At 42.4% G+C, this 25,279-nt stretch carries 26 protein-coding genes; 16 read left to right on the forward strand and 10 right to left on the reverse strand.

Going from position 1 to position 25,279, the window contains the following annotated elements; genetic code table 11:
- Positions 1 to 30 precede the first annotated feature (30 nt).
- From AFM12_RS07395 to AFM12_RS07410, 4 genes are all read left to right on the forward strand, one after another.
- Positions 31 to 1,494: an ATP-binding cassette domain-containing protein gene (locus tag AFM12_RS07395; protein WP_055146052.1), complete on the forward strand. Its 1,464-nt coding sequence runs from the start codon at positions 31 to 33 to the stop codon at positions 1,492 to 1,494.
- Between the two features lie 51 nt (positions 1,495 to 1,545).
- Entirely contained in the window at positions 1,546 to 2,643 is a 1,098-nt protein-coding gene (gene gcvT, locus AFM12_RS07400) for a glycine cleavage system aminomethyltransferase GcvT (RefSeq protein WP_055146055.1), read from the forward strand.
- A 99-nt stretch (positions 2,644 to 2,742) separates the two neighbouring features.
- Positions 2,743 to 3,882: an acyl-CoA dehydrogenase gene (locus AFM12_RS07405; protein WP_055146058.1), complete on the forward strand. Its 1,140-nt coding sequence runs from the start codon at positions 2,743 to 2,745 to the stop codon at positions 3,880 to 3,882.
- A 306-nt stretch (positions 3,883 to 4,188) separates the two neighbouring features.
- Entirely contained in the window at positions 4,189 to 5,112 is a 924-nt protein-coding gene (locus AFM12_RS07410) for a helix-turn-helix domain-containing protein (protein ID WP_055146060.1), read from the forward strand.
- Between the two features lie 56 nt (positions 5,113 to 5,168).
- Here the strand turns inward: AFM12_RS07410 and AFM12_RS07415 are convergent, their stop codons facing one another.
- On the reverse strand, positions 5,169 to 7,193 hold the full coding sequence (locus tag AFM12_RS07415) for a penicillin acylase family protein (RefSeq protein WP_055146062.1): 2,025 nt from the start codon (positions 7,191 to 7,193) through the stop codon (positions 5,169 to 5,171).
- A gap of 111 nt (positions 7,194 to 7,304) precedes the next feature.
- On the opposite strand from AFM12_RS07415, the gene AFM12_RS07420 reads away from it, so the two are divergent.
- Positions 7,305 to 8,831 (forward strand): carbon-nitrogen hydrolase family protein, encoded by a 1,527-nt coding sequence (locus tag AFM12_RS07420; protein ID WP_055146065.1) that lies wholly within the window; start codon positions 7,305 to 7,307, stop codon positions 8,829 to 8,831.
- 129 nt (positions 8,832 to 8,960) lie between these two features.
- Here AFM12_RS07420 and AFM12_RS07425 read toward each other — a convergent pair whose 3' ends face one another.
- Complete coding sequence (locus AFM12_RS07425; protein ID WP_055146068.1) at positions 8,961 to 9,908, reverse strand: N-acetylornithine carbamoyltransferase; 948 nt, start codon at positions 9,906 to 9,908, stop codon at positions 8,961 to 8,963.
- Between the two features lie 195 nt (positions 9,909 to 10,103).
- Here AFM12_RS07425 and AFM12_RS07430 point away from each other — a divergent pair, with 195 nt between their 5' ends.
- The 4 genes from AFM12_RS07430 to AFM12_RS07445 all read left to right on the forward strand — a co-directional run bounded on the left by AFM12_RS07430 (position 10,104) and on the right by AFM12_RS07445 (position 12,242).
- The gene (locus tag AFM12_RS07430) at positions 10,104 to 10,814 is read left to right on the forward strand and encodes a DUF3667 domain-containing protein (RefSeq protein WP_055146071.1); all 711 of its coding nucleotides are present in this window, start codon (positions 10,104 to 10,106) and stop codon (positions 10,812 to 10,814) included.
- A 79-nt stretch (positions 10,815 to 10,893) separates the two neighbouring features.
- Positions 10,894 to 11,217: an ArsR/SmtB family transcription factor gene (locus AFM12_RS07435; protein ID WP_055146073.1), complete on the forward strand. Its 324-nt coding sequence runs from the start codon at positions 10,894 to 10,896 to the stop codon at positions 11,215 to 11,217.
- A 63-nt stretch (positions 11,218 to 11,280) separates the two neighbouring features.
- The gene (locus AFM12_RS07440; protein ID WP_055146076.1) at positions 11,281 to 11,754 is read left to right on the forward strand and encodes a DUF6428 family protein; all 474 of its coding nucleotides are present in this window, start codon (positions 11,281 to 11,283) and stop codon (positions 11,752 to 11,754) included.
- Positions 11,754 to 12,242: a GNAT family N-acetyltransferase gene (locus AFM12_RS07445; RefSeq protein ID WP_055146079.1), complete on the forward strand. Its 489-nt coding sequence runs from the start codon at positions 11,754 to 11,756 to the stop codon at positions 12,240 to 12,242. The genes AFM12_RS07440 and AFM12_RS07445 overlap by 1 nt, the downstream gene beginning before the upstream one ends.
- On the opposite strand, the gene AFM12_RS07450 is transcribed toward AFM12_RS07445, so the two are convergent.
- Together AFM12_RS07450 and pta are read right to left on the reverse strand one after the other, a co-directional pair.
- A complete protein-coding gene (locus AFM12_RS07450) occupies positions 12,239 to 13,402 on the reverse strand; it encodes an acetate/propionate family kinase (RefSeq protein ID WP_055146082.1) in 1,164 nt (387 codons plus the stop codon). The two genes, AFM12_RS07445 and AFM12_RS07450, sit on opposite strands and share 4 nt — an antisense overlap.
- A 1-nt stretch (position 13,403) precedes the next feature.
- The gene (gene pta / locus AFM12_RS07455) at positions 13,404 to 15,488 is read right to left on the reverse strand and encodes a phosphate acetyltransferase (protein WP_055146084.1); all 2,085 of its coding nucleotides are present in this window, start codon (positions 15,486 to 15,488) and stop codon (positions 13,404 to 13,406) included.
- Positions 15,489 to 15,665: 177 nt separating this feature from the next.
- Here pta and AFM12_RS07460 point away from each other — a divergent pair, with 177 nt between their 5' ends.
- Entirely contained in the window at positions 15,666 to 16,277 is a 612-nt protein-coding gene (locus tag AFM12_RS07460; protein ID WP_055146087.1) for an arsenate-mycothiol transferase ArsC, read from the forward strand.
- 142 nt (positions 16,278 to 16,419) lie between these two features.
- Here the strand turns inward: AFM12_RS07460 and rimK are convergent, their stop codons facing one another.
- Both rimK and AFM12_RS07470 read right to left on the reverse strand, forming a co-directional pair.
- Positions 16,420 to 17,295 (reverse strand): 30S ribosomal protein S6--L-glutamate ligase, encoded by an 876-nt coding sequence (gene rimK / locus AFM12_RS07465; RefSeq protein WP_055146090.1) that lies wholly within the window; start codon positions 17,293 to 17,295, stop codon positions 16,420 to 16,422.
- Positions 17,296 to 17,327: 32 nt separating this feature from the next.
- Positions 17,328 to 17,816: an ATP-dependent zinc protease family protein gene (locus tag AFM12_RS07470; protein WP_216598500.1), complete on the reverse strand. Its 489-nt coding sequence runs from the start codon at positions 17,814 to 17,816 to the stop codon at positions 17,328 to 17,330.
- Between the two features lie 53 nt (positions 17,817 to 17,869).
- Between AFM12_RS07470 and AFM12_RS07475 the strand changes: the two genes are divergently transcribed.
- Both AFM12_RS07475 and AFM12_RS07480 read left to right on the forward strand, forming a co-directional pair.
- On the forward strand, positions 17,870 to 18,961 hold the full coding sequence (locus AFM12_RS07475) for a Gfo/Idh/MocA family protein (RefSeq protein WP_055147800.1): 1,092 nt from the start codon (positions 17,870 to 17,872) through the stop codon (positions 18,959 to 18,961).
- Between the two features lie 136 nt (positions 18,962 to 19,097).
- Positions 19,098 to 19,295 carry a YqaE/Pmp3 family membrane protein gene (locus AFM12_RS07480; RefSeq protein WP_055146096.1) on the forward strand — a complete coding sequence of 66 codons (198 nt, stop codon included), beginning with the start codon at positions 19,098 to 19,100 and terminating at the stop codon, positions 19,293 to 19,295.
- Positions 19,296 to 19,335: 40 nt separating this feature from the next.
- On the opposite strand, the gene AFM12_RS07485 is transcribed toward AFM12_RS07480, so the two are convergent.
- The 4 genes from AFM12_RS07485 to AFM12_RS07500 all read right to left on the reverse strand — a co-directional run bounded on the left by AFM12_RS07485 (position 19,336) and on the right by AFM12_RS07500 (position 22,288).
- Complete coding sequence (locus AFM12_RS07485; RefSeq protein WP_055146099.1) at positions 19,336 to 20,148, reverse strand: hypothetical protein; 813 nt, start codon at positions 20,146 to 20,148, stop codon at positions 19,336 to 19,338.
- A gap of 19 nt (positions 20,149 to 20,167) precedes the next feature.
- Positions 20,168 to 20,947 (reverse strand): nucleoside triphosphate pyrophosphohydrolase, encoded by a 780-nt coding sequence (mazG, locus tag AFM12_RS07490; protein ID WP_229308471.1) that lies wholly within the window; start codon positions 20,945 to 20,947, stop codon positions 20,168 to 20,170.
- Positions 20,948 to 21,085: 138 nt separating this feature from the next.
- Positions 21,086 to 21,769 (reverse strand): thioredoxin family protein, encoded by a 684-nt coding sequence (locus tag AFM12_RS07495; RefSeq protein ID WP_082391236.1) that lies wholly within the window; start codon positions 21,767 to 21,769, stop codon positions 21,086 to 21,088.
- A gap of 24 nt (positions 21,770 to 21,793) precedes the next feature.
- Positions 21,794 to 22,288, reverse strand: a complete 495-nt coding sequence (locus AFM12_RS07500) for a TlpA family protein disulfide reductase (protein ID WP_055146102.1) — start codon at positions 22,286 to 22,288, stop codon at positions 21,794 to 21,796.
- Between the two features lie 77 nt (positions 22,289 to 22,365).
- Between AFM12_RS07500 and AFM12_RS07505 the strand changes: the two genes are divergently transcribed.
- The 4 genes from AFM12_RS07505 to AFM12_RS07520 all read left to right on the forward strand — a co-directional run bounded on the left by AFM12_RS07505 (position 22,366) and on the right by AFM12_RS07520 (position 25,242).
- Positions 22,366 to 23,850 carry a zinc-binding dehydrogenase gene (locus tag AFM12_RS07505; protein WP_055146105.1) on the forward strand — a complete coding sequence of 495 codons (1,485 nt, stop codon included), beginning with the start codon at positions 22,366 to 22,368 and terminating at the stop codon, positions 23,848 to 23,850.
- Positions 23,851 to 23,877: 27 nt separating this feature from the next.
- Positions 23,878 to 24,576, forward strand: a complete 699-nt coding sequence (locus tag AFM12_RS07510; protein WP_055146108.1) for a 2-phosphosulfolactate phosphatase — start codon at positions 23,878 to 23,880, stop codon at positions 24,574 to 24,576.
- A gap of 63 nt (positions 24,577 to 24,639) precedes the next feature.
- Positions 24,640 to 25,032, forward strand: coding sequence for a hypothetical protein (locus AFM12_RS07515; protein ID WP_055146111.1), 393 nt, complete (start codon positions 24,640 to 24,642; stop codon positions 25,030 to 25,032).
- Positions 25,033 to 25,242, forward strand: a complete 210-nt coding sequence (locus AFM12_RS07520; protein ID WP_055146114.1) for a helix-turn-helix transcriptional regulator — start codon at positions 25,033 to 25,035, stop codon at positions 25,240 to 25,242. It abuts the gene before it with no gap.
- Positions 25,243 to 25,279 lie beyond the last annotated feature (37 nt).

Here is a 25,279-nt window from a genome sequence, read left to right on the forward strand (position 1 = left end):
ATTCGAAAATTCAAAGGTCTATTTTTGACCATGATTCAGTTTCACAAAGTATCAATAAAAAAGGGAGATCAGCTCATTTTATCTGAACTTGATTTTCAAATAGAATTCCCCTTTAAAATTGCCATAGCCGGAGAAAACGGCTCCGGAAAGAGCACTCTTCTGGATGCTATTGCTGGTAAAATCTTTCCTTTTCAGGGGAAAATTGAAAAGCCGCATTATTCTGAAATTTTGTTGGTACCTCGAGATTATAGTTTTAACAGAATGGTTGGTGCCGCCTATCAATACTATCAACAGCGTTATTCTGCTTACGACAGTGAAATAGGCCCAACTCTTTGGGAAGTTTTACAAAATCAAGCTAAACCAGTGGGAACGGTGGATGAAAAGTCGGTTGAACTGCCTTCTCTTCAGTACGAGCCAGATTGGGTTGATGAAATAGCTGAACTGATGAACGTCAGCCATCTTTTGCAACGCAAAATCACCAGTCTCTCAAATGGCGAAACGAGGAGGTCACTTATTGCCTGGGCACTCCTGCAAAAACCAAAATTACTTTTGCTGGACAACCCCTTTACCGGACTGGATACAGCGAGTAAAGAGCTATTGAAAGAGATTATCAATAAGCTAGATGTCAGCATACTTTTGGTAGCGGGTGCTAATGACCTGCCTGATTCTATCGAGTCTATTCTGATTTTAAAAGATGGCCGCTTGGCTCAAACTTTAACCCCCCCTTTTGGTGATTTACAGCAAGAGGAAAGATCATTGAATATAGATCATGATCAGCTGCCCTCTCTTTTTCCGGAAACTGAGGAAGATTTTGAAGTTGCTTTTAGCATTAAAAACGGACTGGTTAAATATGGAGAGAAAAAGGCCTTGGATGGGGTGAACTGGGTGGTTAAAAACGGAGAGTGCTGGGCGTTGATGGGCCCCAATGGTTCGGGCAAAACCACGCTTTTGAGTCTGCTCACCGCGGACAACCCCAAAGCTTACCAAAACGATATTGTTCTCTTTGACAAAAAAAGAGGAACTGGTGAGAGCATTTGGGATATCAAGAAGAAAATAGGTTTTGTCTCGCCAGAGCTGCATTTGTTTTTTCCCAAAAATAGCACAGTTCTTAAAGTGGTGGCCAGCGGCCTTTTTGATAGCATTGGTCTCTACCGAAAATTAAAACCGGAGGAGGAAACGAAGGCGGCAGGGCTTTTGAAGTTTTTTGATTTGTCTCATTTGAGCGATCGTCTACTTAGCCATCTGTCTACCGGAGAGCAGCGGCTGGTTTTACTGGCCAGGGCTTTGATTAAAAACCCACCGATTTTACTACTTGATGAGCCCTGTCAAAATCTGGATTATCAGCACATGGTGTATTTCAGAAATCTGATCAATGAACTGGTTACCTCACTGAATAAAACGCTCATTTATGTTACCCATAATCCGGAGGAAATTCCGACAGCAATCAACAAAACCATCTATCTTGAAAACGGCAAAGTGATTAAGTGCGACTGAGCTTTCTGTTCACTCCAAGAAAGCAATACCTTTGCCTCAAATTTTGAAAATATGACTGAAGTAAGAGAAGTTCCATTAAAACATGTTCATGAGGCTCTTGGGGCTAAAATGATCCCATTTGCCGGTTTTAATATGCCTGTACGTTACTCTTCTGATCTGGAAGAGCACATGACCGTCAGAGAAGGTGTTGGAATTTTTGACGTCAGTCATATGGGTGAGTTTTACCTCAAAGGCGAGGGAGCTTTGGATCTGATTCAGCGGGTTTCGGCCAATGACGCCTCCGTTCTTTATAACGGAAAAGCTCAATACAGCTACCTTCCTAATGAAAGCGGTGGGGTAGTGGATGACCTGCTGGTTTACAGAATTGATGAAGATGAATACATGTTGGTGGTGAACGCCTCTAATATTGAGAAAGACTGGAATCACATTCAGAAATATAATACTGGAAAAGTAGAAATGGTGGATTGGTCAGATGACCTTTGTCTTTTTGCTGTTCAGGGACCAAAGGCCAATGCGACCTTACAAAAGCTAACGCACATTCCCCTCGATAATGTAGAGTACTACACCTTCACGAAAGGCACTTTTGCTGATGTACCGAATGTGATTCTTTCGGCTACTGGTTACACTGGGGCTGGTGGTTTTGAGCTATATGTTCCCAAAGAAACGGCAGAGGAGGTTTGGAATAAAATTATGGAAGCCGGAGCTGAGTTTGAGATCAAACCTATTGGGCTGGGAGCTAGAGATACCCTTCGCTTAGAAATGGGTTATTGTCTGTACGGCAATGATATTACTGATCAAACCTCTCCATTGGAGGCTGGTTTAGGTTGGGTGACAAAATTCTCGAAGGAATTTACCAACAGTGAAGATTTAAAAGCAGAGAAGGCCGCCGGACTTCAAAATAGGTTGGTTGGTATTGAGCTTATTGACCGCGGAATCCCGCGTTCACATTATGTTATCTGTGATGCAGAGGGTGAGAAAATTGGTGAAATCACCTCAGGAAGTATGTCTCCTTCATTGAAAAAGGGAATTGCTTTGGGCTATGTCAAAAAAGAGTTTGCAAAAGCCGGAACCGAAATCTACGTGGAGGTAAGAAATAAAAAACTCAAAGCGGAGGTGGTGAAAACGCCCTTCGTGAAGGCTGGAGTTTAGGTCAAATCTTGCTAGAAAGGTTGAGATTTGTTAAAATGGTATGCTTGCATACCATTTTTCGTTTTCCTAGATTTGAAATAACATTAACAAACTTCAATCATGGACTTTAATCTTACCGAAGAGCATCTGGCCGTACAGGAAGCTGCCCGCGATTTTGCCGAAAAGGAGCTTCTGCACGATGCCATTGAACGTGATACACTTTCCAAATTTCCAGAGAAACAGGTGAAAATGATGGGTGAGCTGGGTTTTCTGGGTATGATGGCCTCAGAGAATTATGGCGGCGGCGGTATGGATACCATCAGCTATGTGCTGGCCATGGAAGAAATTGCCAAAGTAGATGCGTCAGCAGCGGTGATTATGTCTGTAAATAATTCGCTGGTGCTATGGGGGCTTGAACATTATGGTTCAGATGAACAGAAACAGAAGTACATTCCCGCTCTGGCCTCTGGCGAAAAATTAGGCTGCTTTTGTCTTTCAGAACCGGAGGCTGGTTCAGATGCCACTTCTCAAAAAACAACAGCTATTGACAAAGGAGATTATTATTTGGTGAACGGTACCAAAAACTGGATTACCAACGGCGGTAGTGCGGATATTGCTCTCGTAATAGCACAAACTGATACTGAAAAAGGGCATCGGGGGATTAACTGCCTCATTATTGAGAAAGGCACAGAGGGTTTTGTGGTTGGTAAAAAAGAAGACAAAATGGGGATTCGCTCCTCAGATACGCATTCGCTCATGTTTTCTGATGTGAAAGTACCTAAAGAAAACCGAATAGGGGATGATGGCATGGGTTTTAAATTTGCCATGAGTACGCTCAATGGTGGTAGAATAGGTATTGCAGCCCAAGCTTTGGGCATTGCTTCCGGGGCTTACGAAAGAGCAGTGCAATATTCCAGGGAAAGGAGGGCATTCGGTAAGTCGATTAGCCAGCATCAGGCCATACAATTTAAACTGGCTGATATGCGAACAAGAATTGAAGCTGCCAGATTTTTAATTTATAAAGCCGCCTTGGATAAAGACGAGGGAAGATCTTACGTGGAATCTGCGGCCATGGCAAAAGTCTATGCTTCTGAAGTAGCCATGTGGGTAACCACACAAGCCGTGCAGGTTCATGGTGGTTATGGCTACGTGAAGGAATACCATGTGGAGCGGATGATGCGAGATGCCAAAATCACAGAGATTTATGAAGGAACCTCGGAAATTCAGCGACTCGTTATTGCCCGCGAAATATTAAAATAGTTATACAATTTATTGGACAAAATTTAGACCCCGCATGGGGTCTTTTTTGTTATAAACAGTGTGTTTTCTAGGTTTTTTACTAAATGATAAAATATTTTTTGGGAAACAAAATGGTGCAAAACTTATATTTTTTTAAGAAAAGGGGCACTTCTGAGCATGTTTTGTATGAATAAACGAACATTTCTGTCCGGCTTGTCGTTTGATCCTTAAATAATTATTATTAGTTTTGTACAAGGGGTGTCTTATAAATGATAATTGAATCTTTTGAGATAGAAAACAATTGCAGCCTCGATATAAAGAAAGCACATGAAGGAGTATAACAAAATCATCGAGTCGCTGAGTGTAAAGTTTGCCAAAGCAAGGCATATCAATATTCTTCAGCCTATCAGAATCAAAAACGTTTATGACGTTGAGAATACGTTGGTCATTCTTTATGATGGCGATGTGAAACTCGAGGGTATAGATGAGAAAGTGGAGCCGGGTGATATGCTGTTTATCCCGGGTGGTAAATCTTCAACGATTACCTACGGTAGCGGAGAGCCTAAAGAAATAACCTACGAAGAGTTCATGACTCGTCGCGAGCATTATTTTGACTCCATGACCATTCCTGAAGAGATTGGAAAAGTAAGAAACTCTTTCGGACTCGTTGCTTTTGAAGCGAAGGTGTTTGACTCGGTTAACTTTTTTACATCTTTAGATATACCACCGTTCTTTATTAAGAAGAACACGAAACTGGCTCAGTTGGTAAAAGATATCCTGATTGAGGATTTCACTGATGAAGCTGGTCGCGGTAGGGTGATCATGAATAAGACTGAAGAGATCGTTATCGAGATTATTCGTTTTATTCTTCGTAATGAGATGTTTGTGGAGCAGTTGGCTACAAACAGTACGTATTTCAAAGACCCTCGTTTGATTGATATTTTCGCTTACATAAAAGACAATCTTGAAGGCGATCTTTCTAACAAACAACTGGCAAACGTTGCAAATGTTTCTGAAGATTATGTAGGTCAATATTTCAAAATGCTTACAGGCATCAATCCTCAGGATTATATTGAATATCAGCGTATGGAGGCTGCGGTTACTTTACTCAGAACTACCAAGAAGAGCATTCGAGCCATCGGTTCTGAAGTTGGTTATAAAGACACCGCCTATTTCTGCCGTAGATTTAAGATGATGTTCGGTATACCGGCGGGTAAAATGAGACGTAGAGAGAGCTTGCTGATTGGCTAATCAAAGACTTTAAAAAACATAATGGAAGCGGAGAGGAAACCTTCCGCTTTTTTGTTTTACCGAGGTGAATAAACCCTTTCAGCGGTTTCCAGAACGGTTGCCTTGTCAAGAGTCATCGGTTTTAATTTGAGGTCAATGAACAGCGGGGCCTGATCGGCGTAATGAAGGCTCTCCGGGTGGTTCGAGGCTCCGTAGTTTATGACAGATTCTATTTTAGGCAGCTCCCCTTTTTTATATCGAACCAGCTGAATGTAGGATTCTCCGGCGATGCCTTTTCTCTTTCCATTTTCGTATGGAGTGGTGTACATGGCTCGTAAAACATCCGGGAGTCCCCAAAGAGGAAATTCTTTACTTCCTCTGACCAACTTTTGGACATCACCAAGCTGTACTTGAGTACTTCCGAAATCGGCAATCATTTGAGTTTTAACACTTTTGAAAACCTCAGCGATTTGACCTTTTGTTAAGATGTCATTTTTCTCAAAACGCTCATTTATGGCATAAAGGAAATAGGCAAAAAAGGTGGCCTCTTGACTACTAACCTCTGCTTTTCTGTCCCATTTTTGAATCATTTCCAGTTCGTTTTGAATCTCAGGATAATCTGCCGGACTCATACTTTCCAATGCATTGATGTATACAGGAAAATGAAACTTTGATGGATACTGAGCATCGTACTTGATGCGTTTAAAATCCTCATAATTCAGTTTTTTGTATTGTTCAATGAGCTCCACAAACCGCGTACTTCGATTATTATCTTTGAGAGGGTAACCCATGGTGGGGTCTATGCTTTTCGGGTCAAGATTGTCCTCAGCTCCGGAAGCATGAAAAACAGTATTATTGGTATTGAATAAATAGCCCGATTTTGGGTTTAGGTATTGAGGCAAATCTTTCAAAGGGTGGTAGTCTGTCCACAAGGTTTCAGAGGTATTTCCCGGCAAAAGACCTTGCCAGTCATAACCTTCTTTACGAATTGGGATTTTACCATTTGAGACATAAAAAATAGTGTCATTTTTATCGGCATAAACAGTATTGAAACCAGGGATAGCTACCATTTCCATGGCTTTATAAAACTCTGTGAAATTACTCGCTTTATTCATCCGGTACCATTGCTCGATGCCCCTGACATCCTGATTGGCTCCCATACGGATGGAATAAAAGCCGTTATTGGTTTTCAAGGTAGGTCCATAAACACTCCAGTAAGCTCTTTTACCAATGGGAAGCGTCAGAAAACCGAGTTTTACGTTGAGTTTGATACGTTTCTTTTCAAGGTTTTTCCATTCACCGTCAAAGCGATATTTACGGCCTTTGGTTTCCAGTTTATAAACATCAATTTTGTCCTGATGGTTAACCGTATGTGCCCAGCCCAAATTTTCATTGGTACCATGAAAAATAACACACCCTCCCGGGAATAGCCCGCCGAGCATGTTCCAACCATTTTCGCTGTGCAAATGTGCCTCGTACCAGGCCACTGGCCCTTCCAACGGTTGATGGGAGTTGATATTGAGAAAGGCCGATCCATCTTCGGTTTTCCATGGAGCTATAGCAAAGGCGTTGGAGCCTTTCGGAGCCGTGCTTTTATCAATTGTTCCATTGAGAATTGAAGACAAAACATCATCGGCTCCGGAGATCACAGACAAGGACAAAAGAATAGATGACAAGTAGTCATTCATGGCGAGTGGAAAGCTGTTTTTGACCAAAACCTCTTCAGGATGAGTTTTTGCATAGGCGTTTAAACCATCAATATAGCCTTGGGCTAATGCTTTAAATTCAGGAGAGAGGGTATGGAGTTTTTCCTCAGCTGTTTCTTTGGTTTTTAGAAGGCCAACCACGTAATCAATAGGGGCACCGCCTTTCCCTAAGTGCCGGCCCAGCATCCCTTTACCTGCCAAAGCAGTTTGCTGAATAGTTTTAAAATCGTCTTCAGAATGAGCCCATGCAAGCCCATATGCTACCTCCGGGTCGGTTTTAGCAAAAATATGGGGTACGCCCCACTCATCACGGGCTATGGTGACTTGATCTGGTTGAATCTGGGCTTCAGAGAAAAAAGATATCAAAAGAAAGAAAACAGGAAAAGGGTGTCTCATCGGAGAAGGTTTTGTGAAGAGAAAAATAGGGCTATTTTTTTGAAAAATATTTGAAAAAATAATACCATAATCTGGAAATCACGTAGTTTTCAACGAAAAAACAATTTTATAATGCAGGCACCTGAGATTGAGAATATTGAGTTAAAATACCTGAAGCCGGAGGATTACGAGGAGTTGAAAAGTATCATGATTGAGGCGTATGAGTCCATGCCAAATTCGTATTGGAAAGAGCATCATATCAATAAACTGATTGAGAAGTTTCCTGAAGGGCAGGTGGTCATAAAAATTAATAACAAACTGGCGGGCTGTGCCCTGTCAATTATCGTGGATTATGACAAATTTGATGACCAACACACCTACCAGCAAGTAACAGGAAATTATACTTTTGACACTCATGATCCGAAAGGTGATATGCTGTATGGCATTGATGTTTTTATCAAAAAAGAATATAGGGGGCTTCGATTAGGCCGAAGGCTTTATGATTACCGGAAAGAGTTGTGTGAAAAATTGAATCTGGAAGGAATTGCCTTTGGTGGGCGTATTCCCAATTTTCATAAATATGCCGGTGAGGTATCTCCGAAAGAGTACATTGAGAAAGTGAAACGAAAGGAAATTCACGACCCTGTTTTGAATTTTCAGATGTCCAATGATTTTCACCCTTCAAAAATAATCAAAGGCTACCTCAGCGGCGATACCGAATCCGGCGAGTACGCGGTTCTGCTGGAATGGGATAATATTTACTATGAAAAGCCTCTTGCTAAGGCGGCGACCAAGAAAAGGGTAGTCAGACTAGGCCTGGTGCAATGGCAAATGAGGCCATATCGAAACCTTAAAGAATTGATGGAACAGGCCGAGTATTTCATTGATGCAGTCTCAGGTTACCGATCAGATTTTGCTCTCTTTCCGGAGTTTTTCAATGCCCCGTTGATGGCGGAAAACAATCATCTCAAAGAGGCTGATGCCATCAGAGAGTTGGCCAAACATACGGAGGAAATTGTGCAGAAATTCTCAGAACTGAGTATCTCGTACAATATCAATATCATTACCGGCAGTATGCCCGAAATCAAGGAAGACCGCTTGTATAATGTTGGGTATTTATGTCGAAGAGATGGTACGGTAGAGCGATATGAGAAAATTCATGTAACTCCTGACGAAGCCAAAGTCTGGGGTATGCAGGGAGGAAATCAGGTAAAAACTTTTGACACCGATTGCGGAAAAATAGGCGTTTTGATTTGCTATGATTCAGAATTCCCTGAACTCAGTCGATTGATGGCCGAAGACGGTATGGAAATCCTTTTTGTGCCATTCCTGACAGATACTCAAAATGGATACTCGAGAGTAAGGCATTGTTCACAGGCTCGGGCTATCGAAAACGAGTGTTATGTGGCCATTGCCGGAAGTGTAGGAAACCTGCCAAACGTGCATAATATGGACATTCAGTTTGCTCAGTCTACCGTGTTTACGCCTTGTGATTTCTCTTTCCCAACCACGGGTATCAAAGCGGAAGCCACACCGAATACGGAAATGATACTGATTGCCGATGTCGATCTTGATTTACTTCGCGAACTTCACCAGTTCGGAGCCGTTAAAAACCTTAGAGACAGACGGAAAGATGTGTATGAGGTAAGGAGGGTGTAGTAGGCATTTCGAGTGGATTGAAAACCACCCTTTCTGTATATTTCGATGCTCTGCAAGTTTTACACAAAAGCAAGAGCCAAAGACTTGATAAAATCATACACCAGCGGGTTTAAACCCGCTGGTGTATGATTACATTGCTTCCAAAATCTTCTTCATGGCAGCCTGTACCGACCAAACACGGTTACCAGCCTGTTGAATCACAACCGAGTTGGGGGAGTCAATCACGGCATCTTCAACAATTACGCCACGACGCACAGGAAGACAATGCATAAACTTGGCATTATCTGTTAGTTTCATTTTTTCAGCCGAGACAATCCAATCCTCGTTTCCGGGTAAAATTTGACCATATTGCTCATAACTGCTCCAGTTTTTGGCATAAATGAAATCTGCTCCCTCAAAGGCTTCCTCTTGATTATGAGTGACTTTGGCACCCCCTCGGTACTCTGGGGCCAAATCATAACCCTCAGGGTTGGTTATGACGAAATCATAGTCTGTAAGGTTTAACCACTCGGCAAAGGAGTTTCCTACGGCCTGTGGTAAGGCTCTTAAATGTGGAGCCCATGTTAAAACCACTTTTGGACGAGCCTTTGTTTTCAACTCCTCTATGGTAATTAAATCAGCGAGAGACTGGCATGGGTGACGAGTGGCCGATTCCAGATTGATGATAGGCACTCCTGCTAATTGTCTGAAGCTCTCAATCACCAGCTCTGCATAATCTGCTTCCCGGTCTTCAAGACCCGGAAAGGAACGTACACCGATGATATCAGCATATTGACCTACAACAGCGGCGGCCTCTTTGATATGTTCCGCTTTTCCGCCATTCATTACGGCTCCGTCTTGAAACTCCAGCTGCCAGCCATCAGAGCCCACGTTCATCACCATCACGTTCATGCCAAGGTTCATGGCTGCTTTTTGCGTGCTCAATCGTGTCCGTAGCGAGGAATTGAAAAATAACAGGACCAGAGTTTTGTCTTTGCCGAGGTTTCGGCTGGCTAACGGATTAGCCTTCTGAGTAAGTCCTTCTTCTATAAGTTCCTGAACATTCGGAACGTCCGCCGGATTGATAAAATGCTTCATTCAATTCTGATTTGGGGCTGCAAGATAAGAGATAAATCTGCTCTGTATGGAGTTTTAATGGGCCAAATAGTCTCCGTTGGTTAAGATTTCGGAATACGTTAAGAGTCGTTAATGGCCATTGCCACAGGCACGGAAGAATTCTTTATCTTCGGCGGTCAATCTTTCAACACTATTTAGACAGAGCCTTTTTTAATTATGAACTGTAAAAACTGCGGAGCAGATCTTTCCGGAAACTTTTGTGCTGAATGTGGAGCACCTGCCAAATTGAAAAGAATAGACGCTCATTATATTATTCATGAAATTGAGCACGTACTTCATCTGGATAAAGGTATCTTCTACACTCTTAAGGAGCTCTTCATAAGACCTGGCAAAAGCGTTAGAGAGTTTATTTTAGAGACCAGAAACCGACTTGTAAAGCCGATCATTTTTATTATTCTAACTTCGCTGGTTTACAGCATTTTAAATAGCACTTTCCATTTCGAAGATGGTTACGTGACTTATGGAAGTTTACCTGATGGATCGGTGAAGAAGATATTGACATGGGTGCAGAGTCATTACGGCTATGCGAATATTTTGATGTCTGTTTTCATTGCCTTTTGGCTCAAATTGTTCTTTAGAAAATACGAGTTCAACTTTTTTGAAATCATCATTTTGCTCTGTTATGTGGTAGGTGTGGGAATGATTCTCCTTGGTGTTTTCGGTGTTTTGGAGAGCTTTACTTCCTGGCCTTTAACTTCGATTGGTGCCTATCTGTTTTTCCTGTATGCCACATGGGCCATCGGTCAATTTTATGAGAGTAAGTTTGCAAACTACCTCAAAGCTTTTTTTGCCTATCTGCTGGGATATATGAGCTTTTTAATCGTGCTCTTGCTGGTCGGTTTTTTGGTGGATTTGGTTTTGAAGTAGAAAATCGAGTTGCTGTTTGATGAAATAGTAAAGAGATTTTGTAATTAAAAACCAATTATCGTAATATTGCAATGTAATTATGGGAGTAACAAAAACAAATCTCTTTACCGAAAGGCAAAATGAACTGGCTAAGCTGGCTAAAGGACTGGCTCATCCAGCCCGGATTGCTATTCTGGAGCATTTGATTTCAAGTAACGCCTGTATTAATAGCGACCTTGTTCAGGAATTGGGTTTGGCTCAGGCTACCATAAGCCAACACCTCAGAGAGCTGAAAGACCTCGGTATCATTCAGGGGAATATTGAAGGAGCAAGTATTAGTTATTGTATAAACCCCTCAAAATGGGACGAGATAAAGAGCCTTTTAGGTGGCTTTTTTGATTCGTTTTCAGGAAAATGTTGTTAAAAAAATTTACACCTATACATCGCAATATTGCAATAAAACAAACTGAATTTAAACCATAGAGAAATGAAGTTATCAGAAATTAAAAATCACCTCGCCCAGCTAAAAACCATCGCCTTTCAATTGCCGGATGGCAGCCTGGTAGAAGAGCATTTTCACGTGACCGAAGTAGGAGAGGTTACCAAACATTTTATCGATTGTGGAGGCACCGTTCGCCACGAAAAAGTAGTCAATTTTCAATTATGGAGTGCCAACGATTATAATCACAGATTACATCCTGAGAAACTGGTGAAAATTATTGAGCTCTCAGAGAAGACGTTGGGTATGGGTGATCTGGAAATTGAGGTTGAATACCAAGGGGATTCTATCATGAAATTCGGTCTTGATTTTGATGGTGAAACTTTCCTTCTTACTTCAAAGCAAACGGACTGTCTGGCTAAAGATAAGTGCGGAATTCCGGAGAAAAAGGTGGTGAAACTTAGTAGTCTTGGTGCTCACCCGGCAGCGAATGGATGCACACCAGGAGGAGGTTGCTGCTAATGCAAATAGTACCTATAAAAGAAGCCATGTTTCCGCAGATTTCCCGCATTTATGAGCAGGGTATTTCTACGGGCATGGCTACTTTTGAAACTCAGGTTCCCGATTTTCAAACATGGAATGATAAGTACCTGAAACATTCACGGCTCGCTATCATTGAAGGGGAAGATGTTTTGGGTTGGTCTACGCTGAGTGCGGTCTCAAAACGGCCGGTGTATTGTGGCGTGGCAGAGCTTAGTATTTATCTGGCCAAAGAAGCCCGGAGCAGGGGTCTTGGTCAAATGTTGTTGGAGGCACTCATCACTTCCAGCGAAGCAAATGGCATCTGGTCCATTCAATCTTCCATTTTTCCGCAGAATACAGTGAGCATCAAATTGCATTTGAAATGTGGTTTTCGGCAAATAGGCTATAAAGAGAAAATCGGTTATGGAGACGGCCGCTGGCAGGATAATGTCCTTTTTGAAAGACGAAGCACTGTGGTCGGCGTTTAAATTAGTTGGTACGTTTGCCGGGCAATTTCCAGCTCTTCATTCGTCGGAATCACCAAAACTTTCACTTTGGATTCATCAGCTTGTATTTCTATCTCACCTTTTTCATTTTTTGAGGGGTCAATCGCAATTCCCAGAAACTCCATTTCACGGCAGACCAGCTCTCTGATCAGGGCTGAATTCTCACCAATACCGGCGGTAAAAACGAGAGCATCAAGTCCATTCAATGCCGCGGCGTAGGCTCCGATATATTTTTTGATTCGATAGGTGTTGAGTTCAAGGGCCAGTTTACATTCCTGATCTCCGGCCTCGTTTTTCCGAATGATTTCTCTCAAATCAGATTCGCCCGTTAGGCCTAACATACCACTTTGCCTGTTCAGTAAATCAGAAAGCTCTTTTTCGGAGTAGCCTTTTTTCAATAAATACAATAACACCGAAGGGTCGATATCGCCGCTGCGAGAACCCATGACCAGACCAGATAGGGGCCCGAAACCGAGAGAATGATCAACGCTTTGGCCGTTATAAACAGCGGTGGCACTACAGCCGTTTCCCAGATGAAGAATGACCATTTTAGCGGCAGGGTTTTTCAAATGATCCGTTGCTTGCCGACTCACATATTGATGGCTGGTGCCATGAAAGCCATAGAGTCGGATTCCCTCCTCATCAGCCATTTTTTTCTGAATGGCATAACGATAGGCTTTCTCAGGAATACTTTGATGAAAGGCAGTGTCAAAAACCGCTACTTGAATAGCTGTTGGAAACACTTTTTCAGCCACTTCTATACCTTCCAGGTTGGCCGGATTATGAAGAGGAGCCAGGCCAAACAATTCCTTGATCTTACTTTTTACAGCTCCTCTAATCAGAGTAGGTTCTTTAAAATGGCTACCGCCATGGACCACACGATGGCCTATAGCCGCAATTTCCTCAGGACTGTTCAATACGCCTTCGGTTAGCCATTGGGCTACTTTGTTCAACGCAATCTGATGGTTTTTAAAATCCCCTTTTTCTGTCAATTGACCGCTTTCACCTTTCAGCTTTATCAATGCATCTTCTTGACCAATCCTGTCCACCATTCCGGAGGCGATAACCTTTTCAGAAGGCATTGCCAACAATTGAAATTTCATGGAAGAGCTACCGCTATTTAAAACGAGTATTTTTTGCATATCAGATTCCCTGAGCCTGAATGGCGGTAATAATTACGGTATTGAAAATATCATCGACAGTGCACCCTCGGCTTAGATCGTTCACGGGTTTATTCAGTCCCTGAAGCATTGGCCCGATCGCCAAAGCTCCGGTTTCCCGTTGAACAGCTTTATAGGTATTATTTCCGGTATTTAAATCTGGGAAAATAAGCACACTGGCTTGACCTGCCACCTCTGAATCCGGCATTTTACTGCGGCCCACAGCGGGGTCTACAGCGGCATCATATTGAATAGGGCCCTCCACTTTCAGGTCTGGTCGTTTGGCTTTGACAAGAGCTGTTGCTTCGCGAACGCGGTCTACATCTTCACCTTTTCCTGAACTGCCTGAAGAGTAGGAGAGCATAGCCACTTTAGGTTCTATCCCGAAAGCCTGAGCACTATCTGCCGAAGAAATCGCAATTTCAGCTAACTCCTCTGCGGTAGGATTTGGATTGATCGCACAATCGCCAAAAACAGATACTCTATCTTCAAGACACATAAAAAATATCGAAGAAACGACTTTTGAGCCAGGTTTCGTCTTGATGAATTGCAAAGCAGGCCTGATGGTATGCTGCGTTGTATGCACGGCCCCGGAGACCATCCCGTCAGCAAGTCCTTTATAAATCATCATGGTGCCGAAATAAGAGACGTCAGACATGAGGTCCCGGGCGATATCCAGATTGATTTTTTTATGCTTTCGCAAAGTGTAAATGGTTTCCACAAAATCCTCAAAAAGCTCCGAATGTAGCGGGTCAATGATATTGACTTTGTCAAAGTTTAAATCAAGCCCTAAGGCTAAAGTTTTTGACTTGATTTTATCAGGATTCCCGAGCAAAGTAATATCAACGAGGTCTTTATTGACAAGAAGGGCTGTAGCTCTCAAGATACGTTCATCATTGCCCTCCGGCAAAACAATATGCTTTCTGGAAGCCTGAGCCCGCTTTACCATGTTATACTGAAACATGCGAGGTGTCAGGAGCTTATTTTCAAAATGGGTAAATTTCTCAATCAGGCCCGTGATGGGTACATATTCCTCAAAAAGCTCAATGCTCGTTCTGATTTTGTCTTCACTGTAGGCATAAATATTGGCTTTCACATCACCCACTTTATTTGCTACTTGGAAGGTTCCGTCTTCCACCGAAACAATCGGTAGGTTGATTTTTAAGCCTTCAATGAGTTTGATGATGGGTTCTTCTGGAATTAGTCCGCCGGTCAAAACGATACCCGCCATTTTCGGATAATTTTTAGAGATGTTTGCCTGAAGGGCTCCCAAAATCAAATCGGCACGATCGCCAGGCGTAATCACCATGTTGTCTTCTTTGATCTGAATCAGGTAATTCCGCAATTGCATGGCACCCACGCCAAACGAGCCGACCTTGTTTTCAAGGTAGTCATGACCAAAGAGAATTTTGGCCTGCAGTACCTCCACAATTTCCCGCATAGTGGGCTTTGAAAGACTCTCGTTTTGAGGAACAACAAAAGATTCCGCCTCAGGCGGTAAAAATTTCTGAATCGCCTTTTGCGTATCGTAAAGATTCTCGGGTTTGACTTTATTGCTGATTACCGCCAGCACAGGCACTTCTTGTTTCTCGTAAGATTTATAGGCCATTTGCATGGCGGATTTCAGATCTTTTGCTGATTTATCTTTGCCATTGCCAATGAGTACCACGGGCAGTCCAAGGTTTTTGGCAATGAGCACATTAAGATCAAGTTCCACCAAACTACCCTCACCAGCGAAATCAGTACCTTCTACCAAAACAAAATCCGATTGGTCTTCCAGCCATTTGTATTTGGCAATCATGGTGTCAATCACCTCTCCCAGTTTATCCTGATTGAGCATTTCTACCAGAGTTTTCCGGCTGAGACCTGTTAGTTCATGTATTTTATATGGCAGATCAAACTGGCTTTTCATGATCTGAGTATGGTGGTCGTCCTCAGTATTATGGACAATGGGCCTAAAGAACGCTACTTTGGGCATTTTACCCAGCAATGTATGCATAAGACCGAGCGAAAGAAGCGATTTCCCGCTATGATCTTCTGTGGTGGCTATATAAATTCCTTTGGTCAATTTGTTCGCTGATTTTGCCGCAAAAGTAAAGTAGCTGTTGAGCTTATTCCCTGTTGACGATCATGTTATTAAATTAGGTCAAATCATAATTTATGAATTCGGTAGTTTCAATTCAATCAACCTGCTTTGAAATCCTCTCAATTTCGTAGATTTTTGCGGGAAAGAATACAACGTAATATGAAATTGCTGCCAAAGCTTGAAAACTATATTAAAGGTCTGGATGTCAATGAAATTCCTGAAACCAGAATACCTGTTTTGTTGGAGTTGCGAAATTACATTCAGGAAAAGAGGGCTGAAAGTCAAAAGGTTCGACTCAATTTCATATGTACCCACAACAGTCGCAGGAGTCATTTAACCATGATATGGGCAGCCACAGCCGCAGCTTATCAGGGCATTGAGGGTATTGAAACACTTTCTGGTGGAACCGAGGCTACAGCATTCAATCCCAGAGCTGTGAAAGCCATTGAAACTGCCGGGTTTGAAGTTCAAAATCCTGGGGGAGATAATCCGAAATACCAAGTGTTCTTTTCACAAGAAGCTCAACCGTTAGTCTGTTTTTCAAAGAAGTTTGATGATGATGCAAATGGAAAAGAACCCTATGCTGCGGTAATGACTTGCTCGCATGCCGACGAAAACTGTCCTTTTATTCCGGAAGCGGATGCACGTTTCCCCGTTAGGTATGAAGACCCTAAGGAATTTGATGATACACCGCAGGAAACAGAAATGTATGATTTACGCTGTCGGCAAATAGCCACAGAAATGCTCTATGTTTTTCAGCAATTAGTGTAAAGAAATCAGAAAGAACAGTTGATTTAATTTTTTCGCCTCTGTTATCAGATGGGCTATTAAACGGTAAAATTCATCTTGATTTAATTCGATACAGAATAAATTGCGAAACCGGCCCTCTGCTGAATCAATTCATTAACAAAGGTTAGTCTACATGTCTTTCGATGTAGCGGATAATGGCCTTGGCAATGTCTTTTTCGGTTGCTTTTTCAATCCCCTCCAGACCTGGTGAAGAATTAACTTCCATAATTTTTGGGCCGTTATTTGACCGAAGCATATCTACCCCGGCAACACCGAGTCCTAAAACTCTGGCCGCTTTGAGAGCTGCATTCTCTTCTTCTTCGCTAAGCTCCACAATTTCGGCTGTGCCACCCCGGTGAAGATTAGATCTGAATTCGCCTTCTTTGCCTTGACGTTTCATTGCACCTACGACCACGCCATCGACCACAAACGCCCTGATATCTGAGCCATTGGCCTCTTTGATAAACTCCTGAACAATCACACGGGCTTGCAAACCCTGAAAGGCGTCAAGAACAGAGGTGGCGGCACTTTTTGTCTCGGCCAGAATGACTCCAACACCTTGAGTACCCTCTAAAAGTTTAATGATACAAGGGGCTCCTCCTACTTTTTTAATGAGTGCTTCAGTGTCCTTGGAATAATTGGTAAACACTGTCTTGGGTAAACCCAGCCCCGCTCTGGCCAATACCTGAAGGCTTCTCAGTTTATCACGGGAACGAACCAACGCCTGAGACTCAACAGTGGTAAAGGTTTTCATCATCTCAAACTGACGTACCACAGCCGTTCCGTAAAAAGTTACGGATGCTCCAATACGTGGAATAATGGCGTCAATGCCTTCCAATAAGTGACCGTTATAAAATATCTGAGGCTTTTTTTTCTCAATGACAAGGTCACATTTGAGAGGGTTTATGACCAGCATTTCATGGCCTCTTTTCTCTCCGGCTTCTTTAAGTCTGGCTGTTGAGTAAAGTGATGGGTTTCTTGATAGAATTGCAATTTTCATTGATATGTTATCTTCCAAAAGGGCTTGCCCCCTTAATTTTTTGTTAAACTATTTTTTTGAGATACGTCAACCACAAACTTTTTGTTCAAAAACTTACGTCCCAGCAGCATAGGGTATTTCATCTCATGGCGGTCTGTCAGCGTAACTTCTATGGGGTAAATTTCATGGCCCAGTTTTATTTTGGTTTGAACTGAGTACCGCTCCTCCATTTGCCCGTTTGAGCTTTTGACCTTTCTTTTTTTGAAGGCCGCAAATGTCACTTTTTTCACCGAATCTTCATCATCATGTGGATTAAGAAATTCACAAATTAATCTATTGTCTTTCGGTACAGCTCTTTTACAATGCAAACTAGAGGTGTAAGCACCCGTATCTGTCTTTACAACAATGCCTTGCAAACCAATCTCGGGGAGACAGGCTTTTTCATGCCTGCCTATAATTTTCAATTTCTTTTCTGACATGCGACCAATATGCATCTTGATCTTCAAAATTCCTGATTTGACATTATTTAAGTTCTTTGACAATTGAAATGCAACCGATTACATTGTACTTTAGAATCAAAAAACAAAATCAACCCATGGACATTAACCGTAGAAATTTCGTCAAAAATTCGGCCATAGCTGCTACAGCCGCGGCATTTTCTCCCAATGTTTTATTGGCAGCTACCCGACCAAAGAAGGATAAACTGGGTATAGCCTTAGTAGGTTTGGGCTACTACAGCACTGATTTACTGGCCCCGGCTCTTCAAAAAACGAAGCATTGTGAGCTCAAAGGTATAGTCACCGGCTCACCGGAAAAAGTCCCCACCTGGCAAGAGAAATATGGTATCGCGGATAAGAATATCTATAACTATGACAGCTATGAATCGATAGCGAATAATCCTGATATTGATGTGATTTATGTGGTTTTGCCGCCTTCCATGCACCGTGAATATACGGTTAGAGGAGCCGAAACCGGCAAACATATCTGGTGTGAAAAACCAATGGCTCCTTCTGTTACCGACTGCCAGGCTATGATAGATGCCTGCAATAAAAACAAAGTAAGCTTGGCGATTGGCTACCGATGTCAGCATGATCCCAACATTCAGGCCTATCAAAAGGTTGTCAAAGAGCAGAGGTTTGGAAAGGTGAGGATGGTCAATTCGGCAGCTGGTTATTTTGAAGGTCGTACAACCCACTGGAAACAAAGCAAAGCCATGGGTGGGGGTGTAATGGGCGATATGGGTGTTTATGCTATTCAGGGTGCTCGTTTGGCCACAGGAGAGGAGCCGATCACTGTGAAAGCTCATACCATGACTACACGACCAGATATCTACCATGAGGTGGAAGAGACGGCTATGTATATTCTGGAGTTCCCAAGCGGAGCAATGGCCACTTGTCACTCAAGCTTTGGGGTCAATATGAATTACCTTCAGGTCAATTACGAAAAAGGCTGGCTTAAAATGGAGCCTCAAACCGGCTACGGCGGAAACCGGGGAAGTATGTCAGATGGTACAGAAATCTATACTCCTGTGGACCGTCAGCAGCCCCTTCAGCTAGATGATGATGCCTTAGCGATTTTGAATAATAAGCCGTACATCGCTCCGGGCGAGGAAGGTTTGAGAGACATTCGTGTAGTAGAGGCCGTTCTCAAGTCTGGAGCTAATGGAGGCTGTGAGGTGAAACTGTAGTTTTCAACTCACAGAGTCCGGTGGACAGGCTCAACTACTTGTTAAAAACTAGTTGGTAGGTTTTTAACCGCTCATCAAAATTTAGTTTACAAGACCTTCGGCAATAGGTAATTTAGTTCAAACTTTTGAAAAAGCTATGTTACTTATTGCCGTTTTAGTACCCTGGTTATCCTTTTTTCTGAGAGGTAAAATATTGAGTGGTATTCTCTGTTTAATTCTTCAAATTACCATTATCGGTTGGCTTCCAGCTGCTCTTTGGGCTGTGGCTTCCCGAGTGGACGGTAAAAACCGAACCCGCATGAGACGTATGGAGCGTCGGATGGCCAGGTGTTAACGATTTCGGACTATTTAAAGCGGTACCATATATCATTGATTTAGGGTGAGAAGCTTACTGCGGATAGATTAGAGTCATGAACTCTCAAATAATCAATAACCTCTTTTTCAAAAAGCTGTAAAAAAGTAGCTTTTTGAAGCTCATCTCTTTTACCCTGACCACCAATTGAATAAGATTTCAATTCTTTAAGGGTCAACCAGGAGTTTGAACTATCAATTTCAATAACGGATGACCGAAACAAAAACCTATATGTCCCTCCTTCGTACTCCATGTCAAATTCAGATTGTGCAAGAATTGATGCGGGGGGGGTTCCTCCATATTTATAACGCATGTGTTTTGTTAACAGCTCCTCTTTATTAAAAGGAAGGATATAAGACTCTTCAAACTCCCAGTTGGGGCTAACGTCAAATTCGGGTTGGGAGGTCGCCAAAAACGAAAATATGGATAATCCAGATATCAGATATTTGAATTGAAAACTGTACTTGTTTATTTGATTTCCGGATTTCTCTGAGAGTTTATATGAAAAAGGTAAGACTGACAAGGCTAGTAAATCAGTCAAATCCACAACTCGGTTGAAGCTTGTTCCCAAGAATTCATTTATGGTACTGATAGACGTTGTTGAAAGCTCGGACTTCCAAAGGACAAAAAGAGCTGCTGTTCCAACATAAATAAGCCTCCTACTTTGTTTGAAAAACAAACTCCAGAACCATGGAAAAATTAATAGTCCGGCGAAATCTGAAAGTTTTCCTGTAATCGTATTGTGAAAGGTTTGCTTAAAGTAAAAGTCATTGAGAATGAGTAATGTCAGACTCGTAAGAAAAACGAGTTGGGTGTTTTTCTTTATTGAATTCATTTTATAAATTTTTTGTCCTTCACATCCCCTTTGCCTCTTCCCAGAAAACATCCATTTCGGCGAGGGTCATGTCTGCGAGGTTTTTATTGAGGTCTTTGGCTTTTGATTCCAGGTATTGAAAGCGTTTGATGAATTTCTTGTTGGTACGTTCCAGTGCTGTTTCAGGGTTGAGGTCAATGAAACGGGCGTAATTGACCAGTGAGAATAGTAAATCACCAAACTCGGCCTCGGCTTTTTCGGCGTCAATGGTTTCTGCCGTTTCGGCATTGAAATGCTCTTTAAACTCCTGCATTTCCTCTTCAACTTTGCCCCAAACCCGCTGTTTTTCTTCCCAGTCGAAACCCACACCACGAGCTTTTTCCTGAATACGCATGGCTTTGACTAGTGCTGGTAAACTATTGGGCACGCCGCCCAATACACTCTTGTTTCCTTTCTCTTTGAGCTTCAGTTTCTCCCAGTTTTCTTTTACGTCTTGGTCGTTTTCAACCTTGGTGTCGCCATAAATATGCGGATGTCGGGCAATCAGCTTTTCAGAAATCGCATGCAGCACCTCAGACACATCAAAATCACCTGTTTCTGAACCAATTTTTGAGTAGAAAACCATGTGCAGCATGATATCTCCCAGCTCTTTTTTGATCTCCTGCATATCTCCTTCCAGAATAGCGTCAGAAAGCTCGTAAGTCTCCTCTATAGTCAGGTGGCGAAGGCTTTCCAAGGTTTGTTTTTTATCCCAGGGACATTTTTCACGGAGGTCGTCCATGATGGTGAGCAGCCGGTCAAAAGCCATCAGCTGATTCATGCGTTCAGGCGAAAAAAGATTGGGAGGGGAAGGAATAACCATATGATAAATTTTGATCAAAACTAGGGAATGCGGTCGGACTAAAAAAGAAGAGCCGCACCTAAGTGCGGCTCTAGTAAAATCAATAATTTTCAATGATCAGGAGTCACTTCTCCAGCGAATAGAGCAACCGATCGCTTTAGTGGTTTTCGTTACCACCGGCTTGTCCTGAAGTAGATTATCCACCGCGGATTCCACGTATTTCTTGCTTACCCCGGCGGGATCCTGAGCGGAGTCATCAATGGCTCCAATGTATTTCACGATATTTTTGCCACCTTCTTTTTTCAAGACAAAAACATGAGGAGTACGGGCCGCACCATATTGCTGACCAATGCCTTTTTCATCCAAAAGATAAGGGTATGTAAAGCCCTTTTCTGCAGCTCTTTTCTTCATGTTCTCAAAAGAGTCTTCTTCATAAGCTGCTGGGTCATTCGGGTTAATCGCAATGACTGGATAACCCTTTGATGAATATTTGGCATCCAAAGCCACGATTCTGTCCTCATAAGCCTTTGAGAAAGGACAATGGTTACAGGTAAATACCACAATAAAACCTTTGGCAGCACTAAAATCAGCCAAGGAAACCATTTTGCCATCAATATTTTTCAGGCTGAAATCTGTGGCTTCGTCGCCCACTTCATAGCCGTCTTCTACTGTTGGGTTCAAGGCTATGGTCTTATTTTCAACCGGGAAAATACTTTTAGCCTTAGCACCTTTGAAAAAGAAGGTGCCCACCATGGCGACTGCCAGCGTTAGGCCTAGAATTGTAAGATTTTTCTTATTCATGATCAATGAAATTTGATTCTCAATTTAATTATTCAATAAGGTTCCCACTCTTTTTTCGAGTTCGTCACCCTCAAACTTTTTCTCGTAAAACTCCTTTCCGGTTTGGGTCAAAAGCACCGTTGCTGGCAAAGCTCCGGACCATTTCGGGTCAATTTTGTCAATCCAGCTGTTATAATCGGGTTCGTTCAGCAAAACTACATGATTACTGATATCTTTTCGAGTAGCAAATGCCTTAACCCGCTCAACATCTTTGGCAAAATCTAAACTCACCAAAAGAAGGTTCACATCCTTTAGACGATATTTTTTTGAAATGGTTTTAAAAGATGGTATTTCTTCTAGGCAAGGTTTACACCAAGTAGCCCAAAAATTAACTATAGTCACCTTTGATTCGCTTTCACTTATCAATTTCTCCAGCTCAGCGAAACGTATCACCTTAATCTCTTGTGCATCAGCACAGAAAGATATCGTTCCACATAGCAAAACGAACCATAAGAAAGGATATTTAGAAATGCGTTTCATTTTTTCAAATAAGTAATTTCTGCCTGCATTATTGTCTTATTGGCTATCTTTCCATTCATAAAATCGACCAATTCTTTATGAAAGCCCTTGTTTGTGAGTCTTTTGGAAAGCCGGAAAATCTTAGCCTAAAAGAGGTGACTTTGCCCCAAATCGCTGCAAATGAGGTGCTCATTTCGGTCAAAGCCTGCGGCTTAAACTTCCCTGATACCCTGATCATTCAAAACCTGTACCAGTTTAGGCCCGAGCTTCCCTTTTCTCCCGGTGGGGAGGTCTCAGGGCTGATTGAAGCGGTGGGTGAGCAAGTCAAAAAATTTAAAGTTGGAGACTCGGTTTTTACGCTTTGCAAATGGGGCGGTTTTGCTGAAAAGCTGATTGTTGATGAAGCTATGGTTTCACCAATCATTTCCGGAATGGACTTCATTAATGCCGCAGCTACCTCTTATAATTACGGCACGTCTTTTCATGCTTTAAAAGACCGAGGGTTTCTTAAAAAAGGAGAAACCTTACTAGTTCTGGGTGCTGCCGGAGGTGTTGGTCTGGCGGCTGTGGAGCTTGGGAAAATAATGGGAGCCATAGTTATTGCCGCGGCATCATCCGATGAAAAACTGGAAGCGTGCCGTGCAAAAGGGGCAGACGAGCTGATCAATTATGAGAAAGAAGAGCTAAAAACAAAAGTCAAAGAACTTACTGACGGCAAAGGCGTTGATGTCGTTTTTGACCCGGTAGGTGGAAAATATACTAATCTTGCGATGCGGACATTAGGGTGGGGAGGAAGGTATCTTGTCGTTGGCTTTGCCAATGACGAAATTCCACAAATACCGCTCAATATTCCTTTACTCAAAGGAGCCTCAATTACCGGAGTTTTCTGGAGTCGTTTTTCAAAAGAAGAACCGGAGAGGTCAAAAGCCAATCTCAAAGAATTAGGCCGGCTTTACACAGAGGGGAAAATTAAAGCTCATATCTCAAAAGTATATCCGCTGGACGACGGAGCACAAGCCCTACAGGATTTAATGGATAGAAAAGTGATAGGGAAGGCAGTAGTGATTCCGGTGACGAAAGAGGAAGCGGAAATAGTGCCTGTTTCTGCAATTGAGAAAAGTTCGAAACAACCTTTGCTCTTTTCTTCAAAAGAGGCTGTCAAAGCTTTTATTGGCAAAGAAATTGGCGTGAGCAACTGGGTGGAAGTGACTCAGCAAATGATTGATCTTTTTGCCGAGGCAACGGCCGACCATCAATGGATTCATATTGACACAGAGAAAGCAAAATCATCCCCTTTCAAAGGAACCATTGCTCACGGTTATCTGACGCTTTCATTGATTCCAAAACTTATGAGTCAGGTTTATCAGGCCCCATTCTCGGCGATGGGTATAAATTATGGAACGGAGAAAGTTCGGTTTGTCAATCCCGTACCCAGCGGTAGCCAAATCAGAGCAAAGGCTCTTTTAAAGCATGTTTCTGAGGTCAGAAACGGGGGTTTGAAAATGATTGTGGATGCGACGATTGAAATCAAAGGACAGGAGAAGCCGGCCTGTTTTGCGGAGGTGATTACTGTCTTGTATTAGTCTGTTTACTTCCTTTACCTTTGCGGCATGAATACCATTGAAGTTTGCCTTACCCATGAGCTCATTCAGCAGCATGAATTAGCAGGGAAAATCGTAGTCGTGACGGATGTTTTCAGAGCAACAAGTTGCATCGTAGCTGGCTTGGCGACAGGCGTAAAAGCCATTAAACCTCTAATAGAAGTAGACGATTGCCGTGAGCTGCAGAAGCAAGGCTGGCTTGCCGGTGGCGAACGCCACGCTCAAAAAATTGAAGGTTTTGACCTCGATAACTCTCCGTTCAGCTATATGAGCGAATTGGCCAAAGGCAAAAAAGTGGCTATGACTACCACAAACGGAACCTTGGCCGTCAATAAATCTTTAGCTGCGGATGAAATAATGGCAGCTTCTTTTGGAAACCTGACCGCAACCGCGAATTACCTTCAAAAGCAAAAGAAAGATGTTGTAGTCTTAGCTGCTGGATGGAAGGGAAGGCCAGGTCTTGAAGACGTGCTTTTTGGAGGGGCTCTGGCTCTTGCCACCGGTTTTGAAATAATAGGGGATTCCACGCATCTGGCGATAGCCGGCTATGAAGTGGCCAAAGACGACCTTCTGGGTTATATGCAAAGAGCCTCGCATTTGCAGCGATTAAAAAATCTGGACATCACTGATGATATAGCCTTCTGTCTTGAAATCGACAAGTTTGATATCATAATTGCACTGCAAGATGGGGTTTTGATGAAAAAATAAAGTCTTTTTAACTTGTCTTTATGTAAAGTATAATTTATTTTTAGTCATTTAAAAAAGACAATTATGAGAAATTATGTATTTCATTACCCTCATTATTTCAGATATTTTGGCCTGACCCTATTGGTTTTATCCGTGGGTATTTTGATTTATCGCTTTACCAGTTTTGGTATTTTTGACTTGACGGCCTTTTGCACTCCTGCCGCCTTTTCAATGGTTTTTATCTATTTCTCAAAAGAAAAACAGAATGACGAAAGAGTGGTTCTTTTGAAATTCAAAGCCCTGGCTTTGGCCATTCCTATTGCGGGTCTAATCTTCGTTCTTTTAGATTTTTCTGTTAACCGAACCGGTTATAGTATTGAGACAGACTCATGGTATTCACACTCCGCTTTTGAGTATCTCACGCTTGCTTTGATTTTGGCGTTCGCTATTTTTCACTTTTTGAAATTCAGGGAGTAGATGAAAAATAGCATTAAGGTAGAAAGGGCAAAAAAAGACCTTACTCAGGCTGACCTTGCTGAAAAAGTTGGTGTTTCTCGTCAAACCATTAATTCAATTGAAAAGGGCCGCTTTGTGCCTTCCACTATTCTTGCTTTAAAAATGGCGGAGGTTTTTAAAACCAGTGTCCATGAAATTTTTTCGTTGGAGGAGGTTGATTGGCAAGGCTAAGGCCAGAAAATAGAATCCGTATTTATACCCTGTTTTG

The organism is Jiulongibacter sediminis (genome assembly GCF_001306455.1).
GTDB classification, from domain to species: domain Bacteria; phylum Bacteroidota; class Bacteroidia; order Cytophagales; family Spirosomataceae; genus Jiulongibacter; species Jiulongibacter sediminis.